The organism is Marivita sp. S2033, from assembly GCF_046592965.1.
Lineage (GTDB): Bacteria > Pseudomonadota > Alphaproteobacteria > Rhodobacterales > Rhodobacteraceae > Marivita.
Genome location: NZ_JBISBV010000001.1, coordinates 557,452 through 575,610 on the forward strand (window position 1 = coordinate 557,452; position 18,159 = coordinate 575,610).

Sequence of the window (18,159 nt, forward strand, 5' to 3'; positions counted from 1 at the left end):
ATGGCCAAGATCACATCGGTCTCACCGCTTGCGCCGAAACGGTTTCCTGACCTGCCAGTTATCAAAGGCGCATGTTTTGCCACCGCTGCTGCCGGGGTGAAATACGCGGATCGAACCGATGTGATGTTGGCGCTGCTTGATCCCGGAACCCGTGTCGCGGGCGTGTTTACCAAATCAGCGACGCGATCTGCCAATGTGTTGGATTGCCAGGCCAAAATTGGCATAAATGATGATTCAGGTGCCGCGATTATCGTCAATTCGGGCAATTCGAACGCCTTTACCGGTCGCGCCGGAGATGCCTCGGTCAAGGCAATTTGCGAAGAAGTGGCGCGTGTGACCGGACTTCCCGCGTCGCGCGTTTTCACAAGTTCCACCGGTGTGATCGGAGAGCGTCTGCCGCATGATCGCATCAATGCCAAGATCGCCGAACTTGCCGGATCGGTCGACGCGGCACAGATCGCGGCCGCCGCCAAGGCCATCATGACGACCGACACGTTCGCCAAAGGAGCCTCGGCGGAAGTCGATTTGCCGGAAGGGCGTGTTTCGATTGCCGGTATCGCCAAAGGGTCAGGAATGGTCGCTCCGGACATGGCGACCATGTTGGTCTATATCTTTACCGACGCAAGGATTGCCCAAAGCGATTTGCAGTCGCTGGTGTCACAAATCAACGACAAGACGTTCAATTGCATCACTGTCGACAGCGACACCTCGACATCCGACACCGTTCTGGTCGCGGCAACCGGTGCGTCTGGCGTTGACGTGACGGCTGACACGGTCGCGTTCAAAGAAGCGTTAAGCGACGTCATGCGCGATCTTGCCCATCAAGTCGTGCGCGATGGCGAAGGCGCCACGAAATTCGTGTCGATCCACGTCAAGGGCGCTTTGAATGACGCCGACGCCAAGACGCACGCCCTGTCGATCGCCAACTCGCCGTTGGTCAAAACCGCCATTGCGGGCGAAGACCCGAATTGGGGCCGCGTCGTCATGGCGATCGGTAAATCCGGTGCCGCCGCCGACCGAGACAAGCTCGGCATTGCCTTCGGTGATGTGACCGTCGCCAAAGATGGCTGGGTGCATCCCGATTACCGCGAAGAACAAGGCGCAGCGGTGATGAAGGAGCAAGAGATCGAGATGACTGTTGATCTTGGGATCGGCGAAGGACAAGCCACGGTCTGGACCTGTGACCTGACCCACGGTTACATCACGATCAACGCGGATTACCGGTCCTAGCAGATGAGCGTTGTTCTGGTCTCCGCAGTGGCTCTGATCGACCCGGACGGGCGGGTTCTTCTGGCGCAACGACCGCAAGGCAAGGCGATGGCTGGCCTTTGGGAGTTCCCCGGCGGCAAAGTAGAAGCCGACGAAACCCCGGAACGCGCCTTGATCCGCGAGTTGCAGGAAGAACTCGGGATCGACACATGGGAGAGCTGTCTTGCACCGTTGACCTTTGCGTCGCATGCGTATGACAGCTTTCACCTGTTGATGCCACTGTTCGCCTGCCGAAAGTGGCAGGGAACACCGCAATCAAAGGAAGGTCAGGCGCTGAAATGGGTGCGGGTCAATCAACTCAAGGAATATCCCATGCCGCCCGCGGACATTCCGCTGATTCCCATCCTGCGAGACTGGCTGTAACGCAACGGCCAAGGCGACACGTGAGGCTTTGTTCTGGCCAAGGACGAACCCAGGTATTATCTCGAAGCTGTCAGACCTATGGGGAGATTTGACATGTTGAAAACAATCACTGTCGGAAGCTGCATGTCCGTTCAGGGGACTCTTGAGGCAACCTTGCCTGACGGGCGTATATCAATTCGAGTTGGAAACCGCATTTTCGTAGGCCCGCCGGTTCTTAAGGCGGCCTGATACAAAAAAAAGGGGCAACGCCAGCGCTGCCCCTTTTTTCATGCTTGTTTGCAGTCAGGTATCAGTCGAGCGCGCGCTCGACCTCTTCCCGCTCGAAAATCTCGATCACATCGTTCGGACGCACATCCTCGTAATTCTCGAACGCCATACCGCATTCCTGACCCGATTGAACCTCGGGCACTTCGTCCTTGAAGCGCTTCAGCGTCTTGAGCGTGCCCTCGTGGATCACCACGTTGTCACGCAACAAGCGAACACCGGCGCTGCGACGTGCGACACCTTCGGTGACTAGACAACCGGCGACCTTGCCGACGTTGGACACCTTGAAGACCTCTTTGACTTGCGCGTAGCCGATGAAGGTCTCTTTGATCTCGGCACTGAGCAGGCCGGAAGCCGCCGCTTTCACATCGTCCACGAGATCGTAGATGATGCTGTAATAGCGAATCTCGACGCCCTTCTGGTTCGCCGTGTTGCGCGCCGAGGCGTTGGCCCGCACGTTGAACCCGATGACAGGTGCGCCTGAAGCTTCGGCCAGTCCGATATCCGTCTCGGTGATCGCGCCGACACCGGAATGCAGGACCCGCACGCGCACTTCGTCGTTGCCGATCTTCTCCATCGCCTGAACGATCGCTTCGGCAGAGCCTTGCACGTCCGCTTTGACGAGGATCGGAAGCTCGGAGACGGTTTCGTCGTCCTTGGCCTTCTGCATCAACTGTTCCAGCGTGGTCGCTGCACCAGCCGCCGCGCGCTTTTCCTTGGCGACGTTGGCACGGTACTCCGCGATTTCGCGCGCCTGAGCCTCGGTCTCGGTGACGTTGAGAACGTCACCCGCCTCGGGCGTGCCATTCAAGCCAAGCACCTCGACAGGCACCGACGGTCCGGCCTCTTTCACGCGCTCGCCCTGATCGTTGATGAGAGCTCGCACCTTGCCGTACTGTTCGCCGACGACAAAGATATCTCCCTGACGCAGTGTTCCGTTCTGAACCAGAACGGTCGCAACAGGTCCACGGCCCACGTCAAGTTGTGCTTCGATCACCGCACCCTGTGCGGCGCGATCGGGGTTCGCCTTAAGTTCAAGGATCTCTGCCTGAAGCGCGATGGCTTCCAGCAGTTCGGGCAAACCCTGGCCCGAGATCGCCGAGACTTCGACATCCTGCACGTCACCCGACATCTGCTCGACCACAACTTCGTGTTGCAACAGGTCGGTGCGCACCTTGGTCGGGTTCGCGGCTGGTTTGTCGATCTTGTTGATCGCCACGATCATCGGCACTTTCGCCGCCTTGGCGTGATTGATCGCCTCCACCGTCTGCGGCATCACCGCGTCGTCGGCAGCAACCACCAGCACCACGATATCCGTCACTTGCGCACCGCGCGAGCGCATCGACGTGAACGCCGCGTGACCCGGAGTGTCGAGGAACGTCAACAGCGCGCCGTCCTTCGTCTTGACCTGATAGGCACCGATATGCTGCGTGATTCCGCCGGCTTCGGCTGAGGTCACATTGGCATCGCGGATCGCGTCAAGAAGCGAGGTCTTGCCGTGATCGACGTGGCCCATGATCGTGATCACAGGCGCGCGGGGCTTCAGATCGTCTTCTGCGTCCACGACCTCGTTGATGACATCTTCAACGTCGGAATCCGAAACGCGGGTCACCTTATGACCGAATTCCTCGATGATGAGCTCGGCGGTATCCGCGTCGATCGACTCGTTCTGAGTCGCCATGATGCCGCTGTTCATCAGCGATTTGATCACGTCACCCACGCGCTCGGCCATACGGTTGGCAAGCTCGGCCACGCTGATCGCCTCGGGCAGTTTGACGTCCCGCACGATCTTTTCGCGCGGCTGGCTGCCGCCCATTGCCTTTTGACGCGCGCGCTCTTGCTTGCGCTTCATCGCGGCCATGGACTTCTGACGGCCACCGCCGCCACCCAACGCCTGGTTCAGTGTCAGCTTGCCCGAGCGGCGACCGCCGCCATCGTCCGCCTTGCGGCGTCCGCCACCATCGCGCTCGCGATCGGTCTTGCGCGGCGCGGCTTGCGACGGCTTCGGGCCGCCGGAAGGCTGACGCGCGGCTGGCGCTTCGACCGGAGCTGCGGCGGCCTGCTTGGCCGCGTCCGCGGCTTCCTGTGCCTTGCGCTCTTCGTCTTCGGCCTTCTTGCGCGCACGCTCTTCGGCCTCGCGCTGTTCGCGGTCCTTGGCTTCCTTCTCGGCACGCATCCGGTCACGCTCTTCAGCGCGGGCTTTCTCTTCGGCTTCGCGTTGAGCGGCTTCTTCGCTCTCGCGCGCCTTGGCTGCCTGTAGCGCCTTCAGACGGCGCTCCATCTCTGCGTCTGAAATACCCGCCGGGCGTTTGCTGCCAGCCGCGGCGACGGCGGCACTTGCCGACCCGCCCGATGCTGGTTTTGACGCACCCGTTTTGGGCACCACAACGCGCTTGCGCTTGGTCTCTACCACAACGTTTTTGGTGCGTCCGTGGCTGAAGCTCTGCTTCACGTTCCCGGAACGGGGACCGCCGCGCAAACCCAACGTCTTTTTGCCGTCGTTATCGCTCATTTAGCTCTATTTTCCTTCCCAGCGACCCCTGCCGCTGTCTTTGCATCAGACGTTCCGATGCGAAAGCCCTTCAATCTTTGGGCCTCCTCTACAACACGTTGCGTGAGTCCACCAGCACCAAGCGCCGCGTGTATCACAGTTTGTCGCCCGAAGGCCATTCCAAGCTCATCCGCCGTCAGCCAGCCTATGTAATGGCCAAAATGCGGTGTGCTTAGTTTCGATTTGCCGCGGCTGGAGCCATCTTCGGCCTGCAAGAGCACTTCGGCAGTTTCCTTGGACAGTTCGCCTTTGACTTTTTCGTAGCCAGAGACAGCAAGTCCCGATTTACGGCTCAAACTTATCAGGTCAACAACCCGACGTGCAAGCTGCTGCTCTATCGTCTCCACAAGATCGGAGGACACACGCAATTCGGTGCGCGCCGCACGATGAAACATGTTCTTTTTTACAGCCGTTTCAAGAGCTGCGCGGGTTGCGGAAACCCAAATTCCCCGACCAGGCAGTTTACCGGCCAGATCGGGGCAGAGAACATTGTCAGGTCCGACCACAAAGCGGATCATCTCGGATTTCGGGCGCACCTCTCCGGTCGCAATGCACTTGCGCTCCGGGCCGCTTTCCCTGTCCTTGTTTTTTCCGCCGCGTGTCATGCGTGTGGTCGTCCTCGTTCAAAAGAAGCGCGGATCAGGCTTGTTCATCCGCGCTGTCCAGCTCGTCAATCTCTTCGTCGTCGTCTTCGGTGTCGTCCTCGAGTTCTGTCGGATCGACCCAACCCAGAAGAACACGGGCGGTCATCACCAGATGTTGCGCCTCTTCCAACGACATATCGAACGGCTCGAGCAAACCGTCGTCCTTGATGCGCTCACCGTTCTCGGTGGTCCAGCCGCCCGCCAGCTCCCAATCAGCGCAGGTGGCGAAATCTTCAAGCGTCTTCACACCATCTTTTGCCAGCGCTTCGACCATTTGCGGCGTCAGCCCATTAAAGTCGATCAGGCTATCCTCGGCGCCAAGCTCGCGCGCGGTTTCCAGCGCCTTTCGGGCCTGTGCCTCAAGATGTTCCTTGGCGCGGGTCTGAAGTTCGGCGGCGGTATCTTCGTCAACACCGTCGATCACCAGCAGTTCGTCAACCTCGACATAGGCCACCTCTTCGAGATTGGTGAAGCCTTCGGCGACCAGCAACTGCGCAAAGAACTCGTCGAGATCGAGCGTATCCATAAAGAGCTGCGTGCGCTCTTCGAATTCCTTTTGACGACGCGCCGATTCTTCTTCCTCGGTCATGATGTCGATATCAAGACCGGTCAACTGCGATGCGAGACGCACGTTTTGACCGCGACGGCCGATGGCAAGGCTCAGCTGTTCGTCCGGAACCACAACCTCGATCCGCTCGGCGTCCTCATCAAGAACGACCTTGCTGACTTCTGCGGGCTGCAACGCGTTCACAAGGAAGGTCGGAACGTCTTCGTTCCACGGGATGATGTCGATCTTCTCGCCCTGAAGCTCGTTCACCACGGCCTGAACCCGGCTGCCGCGCATACCGACGCAGGCGCCGACAGGATCAATCGAGCCGTCATAGGAAATCACCGCGATCTTGGCGCGCGATCCCGGATCACGGGCAACTGCCTTGATCTCGATGATGCCGTCATAGATTTCAGGCACTTCCATCTTGAAGAGCTCGGCCATGAATTCAGGCGCAGTGCGCGACAGGAAGATCTGCGGCCCACGCGTCTCGCGGCGCACATCCTTGATGTAGCAACGGATACGGTCGCCATTGCGATAGCTTTCGCGGCCGATCTTTTCGTTGCGGCGCAGGATGCCTTCGCCCCGGCCCACATCGACGATGACGTTGCCGTATTCCTCGCGCTTGACCACGCCGTTGATGATCGTGCCAGCACGATCCTGGAATTCCTCGAACTGACGGTCGCGTTCCGCTTCGCGCACTTTTTGCAGGATCACCTGCTTGGCAGATTGTGCGGCGATGCGGCCCATCTCGACCGGCGGCACTTCCTCGACAAAGGTATCCCCAACCTGCGCCGCCCCGGAGAATTCGGTGATCGGCGCGCCATCGCGCAGCCAGACCGCGTTCTGGGTCGGTTTGGGAGCAAGGAAATAGGGCTTGGCGCTCTCGGAGGTGAATTCGGCCTGATAGTTCTCAAGCTCTTCATCCTCGACCACGGTGCGCACGCGGGTGAATGTCGCGCGGCCTGTCTTGCGGTCAATCGACACGCGGATGTCCATTTCGGACCCGTAGCGCGACTTCGCGGCGCGGGCGAGGCTTTCTTCCATTGCCTCGACGACCAGACCGGGGTCGATCATCTTTTCGCGCGCCACCGCTTCTGCGGTCTGCAACAGTTCCAACTGGTTGGCGGAGGTGATTGCCATCGGTGTTACTCCTCTTCGGGCCCTTCGGCCTCGATCACGTCGTCAAAATTTTTCTCGTCGAAGCCTTGAGCCTTACGCGCCTTCAGCATTTCCTTGATCAGCTCGTCGGTCAGAACCAGCTTGGCATCGTCCAGCCATTCAAATTTAAGGCCGACAGTGCCTTCCTCGATGTTGATCAGAACCTCATCGCCTTCGACCCCGGCAAGAACACCCTTGAAGCGCTTGCGCCCCTCGATCAATTCAGAGGTCTCGATCTTGGCCTCGTACCCCTCGAACGTCTCGAAATCCTTGAGGCGGGTCAGAGGCCGGTCGATTCCAGGTGATGAGACTTCAAGCGTATAGGTGTCGAGGATCGGATCTTCGACATCCAGCGTTGCGCTCACCGCCGTGCTGATGGCGGCGCATTCATCCACCTCGATCCCGCCTTCGGGCCGTTCGGCCATGATTTGAAGCGTCGCGATCTTGCCGCCCATCAGACGAATGCGCACAAGTTCGAACCCCATATCTTCGATGACAGGGGTCACGATCTCGGCCAATCGGCGGTCTATCGCGGCTTTTGCGATCAAGTCAGACATTGTCGTGCAGGTCTCCAAACACAAAAAAACGGGCGCGCGGCCCGTTACAAGTTTCGGTGGGTGCCGACCGAAGCCAACACGCCGCTGTTGATGTGCATATACGAACCGTTGCCCGAGTCTGCAAGGGCTTTTGTCAGTTGCCCTGCCGAGCGCGCACCAAAAGCCCAAGACTGTTGCAGATGATGAAGATCGCGGCGGCTACGCTGACGATGGTCGGGCCGGTCGGCGTGTCGTAGAACCAAGACACCGCCAATCCGCCCAATGCCGATGTCGCGCCGATGATCCCTGACAGAAGCACCATCTGCTCGGGCGTCTTGGCAAAGACGCGCGCCGCCGCGGGGGGCACGATCAGCATCGCTCCGATCAGCAACACGCCCACCACCTTGATGGACACCGCGACGACCACCGCGAGCGTCACCGTCAGGATCAATTTTTCGCGCGCCGGGTCGATCCCCGATGCCCGCGCCAGATCCTCGTTCAGCGTGGCCGTCAGCAATGCGGACCATCGCCACGCCAACAGCGCGACAACCGCCAGAGCGCCGGCCCAGATGATCGCCAGATCCCATCGGCTGACCGCCAGGATGTCGCCAAACAGAAACGCCATGAGATCAATCCGCACCCCGTCAAGAAACGACACCGCAACGATCCCAAGCGCCAACGCGCTATGGGCGAGAACGCCCAGCACCGTGTCGACGGCGACGTTGCGCGCCGAGAGCGACGTGACCAACGATGCCATCGCCAGAGCCACCAACAGAGCGCCAAGAAAAACCGGCAGATCGAACGACACCGCCAAGGCGACCCCCAAAATCGCGGCGTGGGCGGTGGCATCGCCGAAATAGGCCATGCGCCGCCAGACGACGAAACACCCCAGGGGTGCTGCGGCCAAGGCAACACCAACACCGGCCAAACCGGCCCGCCACAGGAAGCTGTCGAGACTCATTCCGCCGCCTCATGCGCGTGATCGTGGCTGTGATTGTGCTCGTGACGATATAGGGCCAAAGCGCCTTGCGTGCCTGTCCCGAACAACGCGCGATACTCCGGTGCGCTTGCCACATGCTCGGGCGCGCCTTCGCAACAGACATGGCCGTTAAGACAAATCACGCGATCCGACGCGGCCATGACGACGTGCAATTCGTGGCTCACCATCAAGACGCCGCAGCCCATGTCCGCACGGATTTCTTCGATCAAGCGGTAGAACGCCGCGGATCCTGCCTGATCCAGGCCTTGCGTGGCTTCGTCCAGAACCAGCAATTGCGGATCGTTCAGAATTGCCCGCGCCAGCAGAACGCGCTGCATCTGGCCGCCCGACAGATCCGACAATTGCCGATCAGCCAGAGCGGCAACGCCCGTGCGATCCAGCGCGTCAAGCGACTGTGCGCGCGGAACTGGCGTCGGCAGGCTGAGAAACCGCAAGACGGGTAGGGGCAGCGTCGGGTCGATGTGCAGCTTTTGCGGCACATAGCCGACCCGCAGACCTTCAGTCCTGTCCACATGTCCTCTCGTTGGCTCGATCGCGCCCAGCAGAGTTTTCAGCAACGTGGATTTGCCCGACCCGTTCGGCCCGACGATGGTGACGATCTCTCCGGCATCAATCGAAAGGGTCACGTTCGACAGGATCGTCGCGCCGCCAAGGCGGACGCTGACGCCATGCGCGTCAATCAGGCTCATGCGCTTGCCCCTCGCTGGCAGTTCGGGCACAGACCTTCAAATTCGATGGTCATGCTCTCGATGCTGAACCCGGTCTTTTGCGCGCTCTCATCAAGCGCGACCTGCGCGCCCTGCGCCTCGGCCACGCCGTTGCAATCCCGACAGATCAGGAATGCCGGCGCGTGGTCCTTCCCTGGATGAGCGCATGCGACAAAAGCGTTCAACTTTTCGATTTTATGCGCAAAGCCGTTCTTTACCAGAAAATCCAGCGCCCGATAGGCGACAGGCGGCTGAGACCCAAGCCCCTCGCGGCGTAGCACGTCCAGAATGTCATATGCGCCAAGCGCCTGATGCTCCTGCAACAGGATTTCCAGCACCCGCCGCCGCACCGGTGTCAACTGCAACCGTGCCGCTCCGCACCGCGCCTCAACCTCGCGCACCGACTGAGAGATGCACGAACGATGGTCGTGTTCTGAAAATCCGATTGTGGTCATCTCAATCTCCTGCTTGACGAGACTGTTATGATATTACATTACAAAGCTCAAGTTCGAACCCTGAATTTCATGGATACCCATATGCTGCGCCCGATCCTGATCGCCCTGACGCTGAGCCTGCCATTCTCGTTTGTGCAGGCGGATACACCGCGCGTTGTGACCGATATCGCGCCGGTACACGGGTTGGTGTCCATGGTGATGGAGGGAATTGCAGAGCCAGTGCTTTTGATCCAGCCCACAGACAGCCCGCACACAAATGCGATGCGGCCCTCATCCGCCGCCGCCTTGCAGAACGCGGATGTGGTTTTTTGGGTCGGTCCGCAGTTGACCTCCTGGCTGCAAGGTCCGCTCGATAGTCTTGCTGACGGCGCACTCATGGTCGCGCTGCTTGATCTTGACGAAACTCACAGGTTGCCCTTCCGCGACAGCGACGCATTCGAACCGCACGAGCACGATCACGCCCATGACAACCATGCGGCAACGACCGACCCCCATGCCTGGCTCGACCCCGGAAATGCGACGGTCTGGTTGGCCCGGATTGCCGAAACGCTGAAATCAATCGATCCTGAACACGCCGCGCAATACGACGCGAACGCCAGTGACGCGCAGTCGCAGATTGCAAAAGAAGTCACCACGGCGCGCGATCTTCTCACCCCGCTTGCTGGCCGTCCTTTCGTGGTGTTCCACGACGCTTATCACTATTTCGAAGCCGCGTTCGACCTGCACTCAATGGGAGCCCTGGCTCTAAGCGACGCGGCCTCGTCCGGCCCGTCACACATCGCCGGCATCCAGTCGATAATCCGCGAACAGGGGGTCGTGTGTGTCTTTTCCGAGCCGCAATTCAATGACCGATTGGTGCGCACCGTGATCGATGGGACGCCAGCGAAATCCATTGAACTCGACCCGCTTGGGGCAAGCCTTTCGCCGGGTGTCTCGTTCTATCCCGCGCTTATCCGCGATATGGCCCAACGCTTTGCAGAATGCCTTCAGTAGTCGCGCTCGAAAAACACGCCGAGCGAAGAATTCCCGTCATTGTCCACGCTCCCGCGCGCTGAAATATCCGACGTTATGTCGAGGTTCAGATTGATTTCAGTGCGCCCGCCACTTTCGACAACCACATCGGAATAGACATTCTCTGAAATGTATTTGCCGGCACGAACCGCCGTGCCGCCTTCCTCGGTTTGCGACACGTCCAGATCGTCCAGCCCGAACCCTTCGCGCAAATTCGACAAAATACCGCCAGAGCTTCGCCCGGCGAGCGTGGCCACCGCATTTGCCAATTCCAGCGCCTGCAATGCCGAGATGCTCGACAAATCGCGCCCGAACAGCAGTTGAGCCAGAACTTCGTCTTCCGGCAACTCGGGTGTGGACGTGAACGTGATATCGGGCGAGGAGGCGGGGCCGTCCAGAATGATCCGCACCTGGATCCCGTTACTTGCCCGCGTGCTTGCCACAAAGCGCAAGATCGGATTGAAACTGCCGCTCAACTGTATCCGCCCTTCGTCCAGAGTAAGACGCTGGTTCAGGATATCGAGCCTGCCGCGCACCAGTTCGAACCCACCTTGCGGCACGATGTCGGACGTCGGGCCGGTCAGGCGCAGCGATCCGGCAAGCTCGGCATCCAGCCCGCGACCGCGCACAAACACCTGTCCGGGTGCGGTCAGGGTCAGGTCCAACCGGGTGCTTGACCTGCTGGGCGCAGCAGTTTCACTGCCGTTCTTATCCGTTTCGAGGTCCGCTCGCGCGATTGTCCGCATGACGGGGCGTGTCGCGCCGATGTGATCAATCGGAGGTATGTCGCTTAGCGCCGAAACGCCGGTTGTCGGAACCTGAATTTCGGTCTCGTTCAGCCGCAAATTACCACCAATCAAGAGATCGCGTCCGATCGTCCCGGTGATGTTCACGGTGCCATCGACGCTGGTGTCGTAGAGGGAAACGTCCCTGATCCCGAACCGCGTGAGCGTCGCCGTGATATTTGTGTCAAACGATTCCAGACCCAGACGTCCATTCACGGCAACCGATCCACCATTGTTGCCCTGCGCCGCCAGATCAATCTGCGCGGCTCCGTTTTGCAGACGGATTTGCCCGTCAATCGGGTTCAGGATGATGCCCAGCGTCGGTGCGCTCATCTCGGCCTGCGACGGCGTGATGGTGCCCGACAGGCTGGACAACGCCAGCGGCCCGTTCAGTGACAAATCAATCCGCGCCTGACCGTTGAGACGACGCGGCTCGATGAACGCGTTGGCCAAGCCAAGGGGTGCCAGTCCGTTGATCCGCAGGCTCGCGCTCTCTGCGCTCTGGACGCGACCTTCGACCGAAAGCGTTGTGCCGCCGGGACCATCCAGATCGACGTCCACGCCATATCCGCCGTTCATCTGCCGAACGGTGCCGTCTATCTCCAGAGCACCCTGAAAATCGGGCGCGATCAGGCCGACATTGCGAAGGCGAGCGTCAATCTCCAGGTCGCTGAGCGAGCCACTGACCTTGGCATTTATCTCGGGATTGACGACTTCCGCCGACACCTCATCCAAAGCGCCGTTTTGCCCGGCGGCCGACAGGTCGAACCGCGTAGTTCCCGCCAGAAGTCGGTCCACAATGGCGTTGTTGATGCCAAGCCCGGTGCCTTGGCCATTCGCCGAAACTTCGAAATCGCCACCGTCTTTATAAGATCCGCTCACATCCATCGTGGCGCGTCCGCGAAGCGATTGGCCTGCGAGGCCAGATAGGGGCGCAAGGCTGTCAGCCACCACCTGCGCCGAAAATTGTGCGTCAGGCTCCGACAGTGCCTGCGAGACACTTGCCGTTCCGGTCACGTCGATTGCGCCGGTGCTGAGTGAATAACTGTCCAGCGTCAGCCGCTGTTCATCCTGCACCCAGGCAAAGCGCGTTGTGAGGGTGGGGTTGCGTCCGACAGCTTGCGCAAAGCGCGCGTCCGCCAGCGAGATGTTCGAACCGCCCGCACTCAGATCACCGCTCACCGAGACCAGACCGCCGGTTTCAGCCTGCCGCACCGCGCCATCGCCTGTCACGCTCAACGATGCCGCGCTCACCATAGGCGAGCGGAGATCGGTGGCGCGGATGTCGGCGTTCCATGTGCCGTCCGGCCCGCCCGCGGCAACGATCTCGACCGTTCCATTCTGAAGCGTCACGCCACCCGCAACCGGCAGTCTGACAAGCCCAGACATGTTGCTCAGATCGGCGTTAAGTTCTGCTGTGCGCAATTGCGTTCCAGCCAACTGGACAGAACCTTCGAGTTTCGCGGCACCAGAAGCTTCTCCGGGGAACGCGTCGTTCAGAGCGCTGATGTCGCCGTTCAGAGTAAGCGACGTCTCCTCGCTGGTGATCGTGCCGCTCGCTTCGATCTGGGCGGCCGGAGTGACAATGCGCGCGGTTCGCAAGGTTGTGCCGGTCTCGTCGCGCCGCACGTCGATGCGCGCCGATCCGACGCCTGCAAGCACCCTGTCTGCAATCTCCTGACCGACGGACAGATCAACCGTTGTACCGTCGATCACCAGATCGGCCATGCCGGAAATCGGCGCAACCCGACCGTCGATCGTCACTTCGGCCCGCCCACCAAGGTCGCGCCCGGCCAGCGCCGAAAACCGGCTGATGCTCTCTGCCACCAGCTTGAGATCCAACGTGAGGGGAATCGTTGCCTCGGTGTCGAATTGCGCCGTTCCGCTCAGACCGAAATCCTCGCCATTGGCCTGCAAACCGGTGATCTGGATCGGCTCACCGCTTTGATAATCCACCCGCGCTGCGCCGTTCAGGTCTGTGCCGACAGCCTCCGCCAAAGCCGGATCGCTCAGTTTCAAGGCGTCAGCTTGCCAGGTCAGATCAAGGGCGAAGGTGCCGCTTTCGGCAAAGGCTTCCTGATCCAGTTCGCCGCGTCCGGTGAGTGTCAACGCCTCCAGCGACGCTGCCGGGTTGGAGAAATCCTCAAGTTTCGCATCGAAACGCAACTGCTCGTCCAGTTCAGCATCGAAAGTGACCGACGCGACTTGTGTGTCGCCTCCGCCAAAGGGCAAAATGACGGGGCCTCCGTCGGGATTGGCCAGTCGTCCCGTAGCATCCAGTGCTTCAAGCCAACCATTCGCCGCAATTGCGGCACTGCCTTCCAGCGACAGCGCATTGGCGTTCAATTCGAACTGCGGCAATTCGGTTCGCCCTGACGCATCGCGCGTCACCCGCGCCTTAAGCGCGATGTCAGTGCCAAAGAAGTCCTGAACGTTCTCGCTCACCAATGGCGTCGGGTCGCCGCTGATGTCCACCTGCACGTCCCATCCTCCCGCATCTTCCGGAGCGAGAATGGCAACTGTGCCGGTAATCCGGGGTTCTCCGTCTGTTGCCAATTCAATGTCGGCTTCGAAGTCTTCGATCGACCCCTGACCTTGTACCGTCAGGGCAACCGATGGCTCGTTCGGGATGCCCAACAACCTCGCGGCAATCCCGCCAGCGGCCTCCTCGGCGTTCAGATCGACGGACAACTGGCGCGCGTCGGGATCATAGCTTGCAGCCAACTGGATCTGGGCTTCGGTCCCGTCAACGCGAACAAGATCGAACTGGATATCGGCCCCGCCGTCCGCCAGTCCGGCGGACCCGGTGACGGTAAATTCCGCTTGCTCACCCAAAAGAGGTTCTCCCAGCACGACCGATTTCGCCTCGATGCGCCCGATTTGAACCGACACTGGCAAGTCGGGAATGGTGAAGGGCGTCGCTTCCGCGCTCGGCACATCAGGGCCGCTGTCCGGAGCGCGCGCAACGACGATGCTGTCGGCGGTAAATGCGGTCACCTCCACCCTACCGCGCAAGAGCGCAGAGCGGTTCCAGTCGAGCACCACGTTCTCGGCGCGAAACCATTCGCCCTGAGCATCGGAAATCGCGATGAGCGCGATGCTGGCCTCGCTCGACAGCGCGCCTTCAAAACCGCGGATGCGCACGTCGCGCCCGGCTCCGGACAGAAGGTCCTGCAACTTGCCAGCCAGAAAGCCGGGATCGTCGTCGTCCTGTGCATGTGCCAGGACCGGCAAGCATAGAAAGATAAGGAGTGCTGCTATCAATCGCATATCAGAATGCCTGTCCTATACCGATGTAAAGCTCAACGCTTTGTCCCGCATCGTCTCCGGTTACTGGCGTCGCGACATCGACCCGGATAGGGCCGATGCCTGTGTCGTAGCGAAGACCGACGCCAGCGCCGGCGTGCCAGTCACTATCGCCGGAAAAGCTGTTGTCCTCGGTGATGAAGCCCGCATCGTAAAAGCCGACCAGCCCGATTTTCTCACCCACCTTGGCACGCAGTTCTGCCGATGCAGCAGCAAAGCTTTGCCCGCCGGTGAAATCGCTCGACGATGTGGTCACCCCCAGCGATTGATAGGGTTGCCCCCGCACCGTGCCGCCACCTCCCGAGTAGAACAGGTAATCGGGGACAGTCTCGGACGGGCTCGGCCCCCAGACCGTTCCGATTTGTGCCCGGCCGGCGAGAACGAAGCGGTCATCCGCTCCGAACCCGAAATAGGTTCGCGCGTCGGACGTAAAGAGCAGCCCGCTTTCGGTGTCGTCGAGCCCGAGAAATGGCGTTCCCGTGGCCGAGAGATAGAACCCTTCAGTCGGGTTCAGCGTGTTGTCGCGGGTGTCGTAAGTCGCGCCAACCATCGCGGTCAATAGCGAGAACTGCCTGTCACCGAACGCATCTTCGGTATCAATGTAGCGATACCCCAACGCGAATGTGCCGCTCAACTCATCGGAAAAACGATGCGTCAGTCCGGCGCCGATGTTGGCCTGATTGCTGACATATCCCGGTTCGTTCAGCCGCTCGATTCCGGCGGTCAGGAAGAATTCGGTGTCCGGCGTAAACGTGGCAGGCCGCCCGTAGGTCAGGTTGAGCGCGTAATCCAACTCATCCTCGTCGGTCCCGATCCCGGCCACCTGGCCTTCGACACGAAGCCGCTCTGCACCGCCAAACAGGTTTCGATGCAGCCAGAACGCACTTAGCCTTCCGCCATCATCGGTCGACACTTCAGCGCCAAAGCCGAAGCGTCGCGGCTTTTGCTCGACCACCTGCAATGCCAGATCAAGAGTGCCATCGGCGTTGGGCGTGTCTGCCTCGGCAATGGCGACCGAACTGAAGACGCCGGTCTGGCGCAAACGGCGCTCTGCATCCGAGATTTCTTCGGGATCGAACACGGTCCCTTGAGGGATGCCGGCAATCTCGCGAATCCGTGTGCGGCGCACTCCGTCATTTCCGGTGACCACGATATCTCCGAATCGCAGACGCGGGCCGGGCGCAAGATCAAGGCGCACATCCAGTTGCTGTTTCGGGTGAATCGCCTTGATCTCTTGTCGATCAAGCTGCGCCTTGGCATGGCCAACCTCGCGCCATCTTGTGACACCGGCGCTGACCGCGTTGCGAATGGGGGCAGTGCCGGCACGAGCGCCGGATCGAAACGTGTCGGGAATCTCCGTACCCTCGGCCAATGGCGCAATCTCGGCCTTGCCGAACCGGAACCTTGGGCCGGGGTCGACAACGACATGGATCTTGCTGATCGCGCGGGGAGCCTCGAACGGCGAAATGCCGGCGGCTTCCTGACCGTCGATCTTGATCGAAACCACGGGGCCAAAGCGACCGACACTATAGAGCGCAGCAAGGATGCGCGCATAATCGGCTTGCGCGCCAGCCAGCAGGGATTGCGGTGTCGGGTTTTCGCCGTCGAGAAGTTCGATCAGCGACATCGCGTTTTTCAACTCGCTGCGCAACTCATCGCCGCCACCGTTCACATCCAGATCAAGATCCTGCGCCGGGCCCATCACAGGAACCACCATAAGTGACGCGCACAAAATAGTGCGTTTCAGCCCGATCATATGCCTCTACCCCGCTTGAAATCTCTTGTTGTTATAGCAGGCGAACGAATCATCGCGCAAACGGGTTCCGCCACACGGCGATCACAATTTGGAAGCGCCCGCTGCATCGCCCGACGATAGGTCGACCGAGGCGAAGGACAGCAGACGAGTTTCCAAAAGGCAGTGTTTTCCCTTATCGCCGCGCAACGGTGTAGCCGCGATCCCGAAGGCAGGGCAGCGCATAGGCACGCTGCGTGCCGCGGCGCGTCTCGACAGCCATTTGGCAACGTTTGGGCAAGGCACGCGCACTGCGATAGTTTCGCTTGAGGCACGGGGCCATCACCACGCGATTGACCCGCCCGCCTTCGATCTGGCGCACGCATTGCCTCGGCAGCGCAGCGGCACGGTTGCGAGAGCGGGGGACAACCTTGGGAATGTGGCGGTCACGGTGGATCACGTGTGGCGTGCGATCATAGTGCTTTGCCTTCTTCTTTTTCTTGTCGCGGTCATCGTCGCGCGCGTTTTCAATGGCTTTGCCAATGATAAAGACTGTGGCTGCTGCACCCAAAATTCGTGCAACATCCTCATTTGATGCCGCGTTTGCCGGCGCAGCGCCGATCCCGGCTATTGTGGTTGAGATTGCCAGAACAACTCCAATGAATTTGCGTGACATGATCTGAGTTCCTTTCCTGAGGTTCAGCGTCAATAGTGACGCTTTTTCCGCACGGGCCGGGGTTAGCCCATGCCCGCAGGTTCCAGTTCGGTCGACATCGAAAGGACAGGCAATATCGGGGTGTGGTTATCGGATAACCGCGTGGATGTTATTGAACTTCACGCGCGAACCTCGCAGGTTGACAGCATGACCCGCATTCTCGCATTTTTCCTTTTCGCCACGTTGATTGGCCCGGCCAGTGCTCAGGCGGAGTGTTACGCTGACTACAAGGCCAAGCAGGACGCCCCGTTTCGGTTGCATTATGGTGTGGCTGAAATCACTGCGCCCTGTAGTGTCGATGCCGCCAGGCGCCAGCTAGCCTCGAGACTTGAACAGGCCGGCTGGACGCTGTTGAACGTGGTATCGGTGTTTGACGAAAACGGGCTTGCCGAAAGGAAAGACAGTGCCGGACAGCACTTCCTCCGTTACTGAGGCGCGCCGCTCGGGCACCCGCATCGTGGCGATCGGCATCGCGGCGATTGTTGCTCTTCTGGCACTGGCGGGCGTGCTGCTCGTGCTCACCTTGCCCGATGCCAACGCGTTCAACATGCGGGTCGAGCGGATCTTTGTCGAAAACGATGACCTCACCTCTCAGGCAGAGGTCAAGCTGCTCGAGATCCTCGCCCAGTCCGGCACTGCTTTTTCGGATACGCTGGCCGGGTATCGAACAACCATCTTCGTATTGCTGGTCTTCGCCACCGCATTGCTCGTCGCGGCCTTGCTGTTTCTTGTGATGCTGGTGACGCTCAACCGGCGCATGGCGCAGATCGAGCGGTCGGGCATACAGGTGAGTTCCCTGATCGTCAGCCGCGAGGAGAACACTGTCTATCTCAACACGATGGGGTTCAAACTCACCGAAGCGATGATGGAAACGCTGGCGATTCTGGCAGAAGCACGCCTTGATGACGAGCTTCTGTCGGGCGCGCAGATCGAGGCGATTATTTCCGGGCGGATCGAAAGCGATTGCGACGAGGCCGCTGGCGCTACACGGATCAAGCGGCTGCGGGACGGGCTGGGCAACCAACTTGTCAGCGAATTGCTGATCAAGAACATCGCGCGGCGCGGCTATATGCTCGCCATCGACAAAGAGGTGATCGAAGTTCTTTAGCAGCC

General features: G+C 60.3%; 15 protein-coding genes. 5 read left to right on the plus strand and 10 right to left on the minus strand.

The genetic code is table 11. From position 1 onward, the window contains the following. Window positions 1-1,230 (plus strand): bifunctional glutamate N-acetyltransferase/amino-acid acetyltransferase ArgJ, encoded by a 1,230-nt coding sequence (argJ, locus tag ACGKZZ_RS02625; RefSeq protein ID WP_411221873.1) that lies wholly within the window; start codon window positions 1-3, stop codon window positions 1,228-1,230. A 3-nt stretch (window positions 1,231-1,233) separates the two neighbouring features. Further along, on the plus strand, window positions 1,234-1,632 hold the full coding sequence (gene mutT, locus ACGKZZ_RS02630) for an 8-oxo-dGTP diphosphatase MutT (protein ID WP_411221874.1): 399 nt from the start codon (window positions 1,234-1,236) through the stop codon (window positions 1,630-1,632). Window positions 1,633-1,921: 289 nt separating this feature from the next. Here mutT and infB read toward each other — a convergent pair whose 3' ends face one another. The 7 genes from infB to ACGKZZ_RS02665 all read right to left on the minus strand — a co-directional run bounded on the left by infB (window position 1,922) and on the right by ACGKZZ_RS02665 (window position 9,497). After that, window positions 1,922-4,408: a translation initiation factor IF-2 gene (infB, locus tag ACGKZZ_RS02635; protein ID WP_411221875.1), complete on the minus strand. Its 2,487-nt coding sequence runs from the start codon at window positions 4,406-4,408 to the stop codon at window positions 1,922-1,924. Beyond that, the gene (locus tag ACGKZZ_RS02640) at window positions 4,405-5,052 is read right to left on the minus strand and encodes an RNA-binding protein (protein WP_411221876.1); all 648 of its coding nucleotides are present in this window, start codon (window positions 5,050-5,052) and stop codon (window positions 4,405-4,407) included. The genes infB and ACGKZZ_RS02640 overlap by 4 nt, the downstream gene beginning before the upstream one ends. Before the next feature lie 34 nt (window positions 5,053-5,086). Continuing rightward, on the minus strand, window positions 5,087-6,781 hold the full coding sequence (gene nusA / locus ACGKZZ_RS02645) for a transcription termination factor NusA (RefSeq protein WP_411221877.1): 1,695 nt from the start codon (window positions 6,779-6,781) through the stop codon (window positions 5,087-5,089). A 5-nt stretch (window positions 6,782-6,786) separates the two neighbouring features. Next, window positions 6,787-7,356: a ribosome maturation factor RimP gene (rimP, locus tag ACGKZZ_RS02650; protein WP_411221878.1), complete on the minus strand. Its 570-nt coding sequence runs from the start codon at window positions 7,354-7,356 to the stop codon at window positions 6,787-6,789. Window positions 7,357-7,489: 133 nt separating this feature from the next. Continuing rightward, entirely contained in the window at window positions 7,490-8,296 is an 807-nt protein-coding gene (locus ACGKZZ_RS02655) for an iron chelate uptake ABC transporter family permease subunit (protein WP_411221879.1), read from the minus strand. Then, window positions 8,293-9,024 (minus strand): ATP-binding cassette domain-containing protein, encoded by a 732-nt coding sequence (locus ACGKZZ_RS02660; protein ID WP_411221880.1) that lies wholly within the window; start codon window positions 9,022-9,024, stop codon window positions 8,293-8,295. The genes ACGKZZ_RS02655 and ACGKZZ_RS02660 overlap by 4 nt, the downstream gene beginning before the upstream one ends. Next, window positions 9,021-9,497: a Fur family transcriptional regulator gene (locus ACGKZZ_RS02665; RefSeq protein WP_411221881.1), complete on the minus strand. Its 477-nt coding sequence runs from the start codon at window positions 9,495-9,497 to the stop codon at window positions 9,021-9,023. The genes ACGKZZ_RS02660 and ACGKZZ_RS02665 overlap by 4 nt, the downstream gene beginning before the upstream one ends. A gap of 69 nt (window positions 9,498-9,566) precedes the next feature. Between ACGKZZ_RS02665 and ACGKZZ_RS02670 the strand changes: the two genes are divergently transcribed. After that, window positions 9,567-10,490 (plus strand): zinc ABC transporter substrate-binding protein, encoded by a 924-nt coding sequence (locus ACGKZZ_RS02670; protein WP_411221882.1) that lies wholly within the window; start codon window positions 9,567-9,569, stop codon window positions 10,488-10,490. Here the strand turns inward: ACGKZZ_RS02670 and ACGKZZ_RS02675 are convergent. From ACGKZZ_RS02675 to ACGKZZ_RS02685, 3 genes are all read right to left on the minus strand, one after another. Then, window positions 10,484-14,563 carry a translocation/assembly module TamB domain-containing protein gene (locus ACGKZZ_RS02675; protein WP_411221883.1) on the minus strand — a complete coding sequence of 1,360 codons (4,080 nt, stop codon included), beginning with the start codon at window positions 14,561-14,563 and terminating at the stop codon, window positions 10,484-10,486. The genes ACGKZZ_RS02670 and ACGKZZ_RS02675 overlap by 7 nt on opposite strands. Before the next feature lies 1 nt (window position 14,564). Further along, entirely contained in the window at window positions 14,565-16,316 is a 1,752-nt protein-coding gene (locus ACGKZZ_RS02680) for an autotransporter assembly complex protein TamA (RefSeq protein ID WP_411221884.1), read from the minus strand. 211 nt (window positions 16,317-16,527) lie between these two features. Continuing rightward, window positions 16,528-17,007 (minus strand): hypothetical protein, encoded by a 480-nt coding sequence (locus tag ACGKZZ_RS02685; protein WP_411221885.1) that lies wholly within the window; start codon window positions 17,005-17,007, stop codon window positions 16,528-16,530. A gap of 69 nt (window positions 17,008-17,076) precedes the next feature. Here ACGKZZ_RS02685 and ACGKZZ_RS02690 point away from each other — a divergent pair, with 69 nt between their 5' ends. Together ACGKZZ_RS02690 and ACGKZZ_RS02695 are read left to right on the plus strand one after the other, a co-directional pair. Next, window positions 17,077-17,478: a hypothetical protein gene (locus ACGKZZ_RS02690; protein ID WP_411221886.1), complete on the plus strand. Its 402-nt coding sequence runs from the start codon at window positions 17,077-17,079 to the stop codon at window positions 17,476-17,478. Next, complete coding sequence (locus ACGKZZ_RS02695) at window positions 17,450-18,154, plus strand: winged helix-turn-helix domain-containing protein (protein WP_411221887.1); 705 nt, start codon at window positions 17,450-17,452, stop codon at window positions 18,152-18,154. Before ACGKZZ_RS02690 ends, ACGKZZ_RS02695 begins: the two co-directional genes overlap by 29 nt. The last annotated feature ends 5 nt before the right edge of the window (window positions 18,155-18,159 follow it).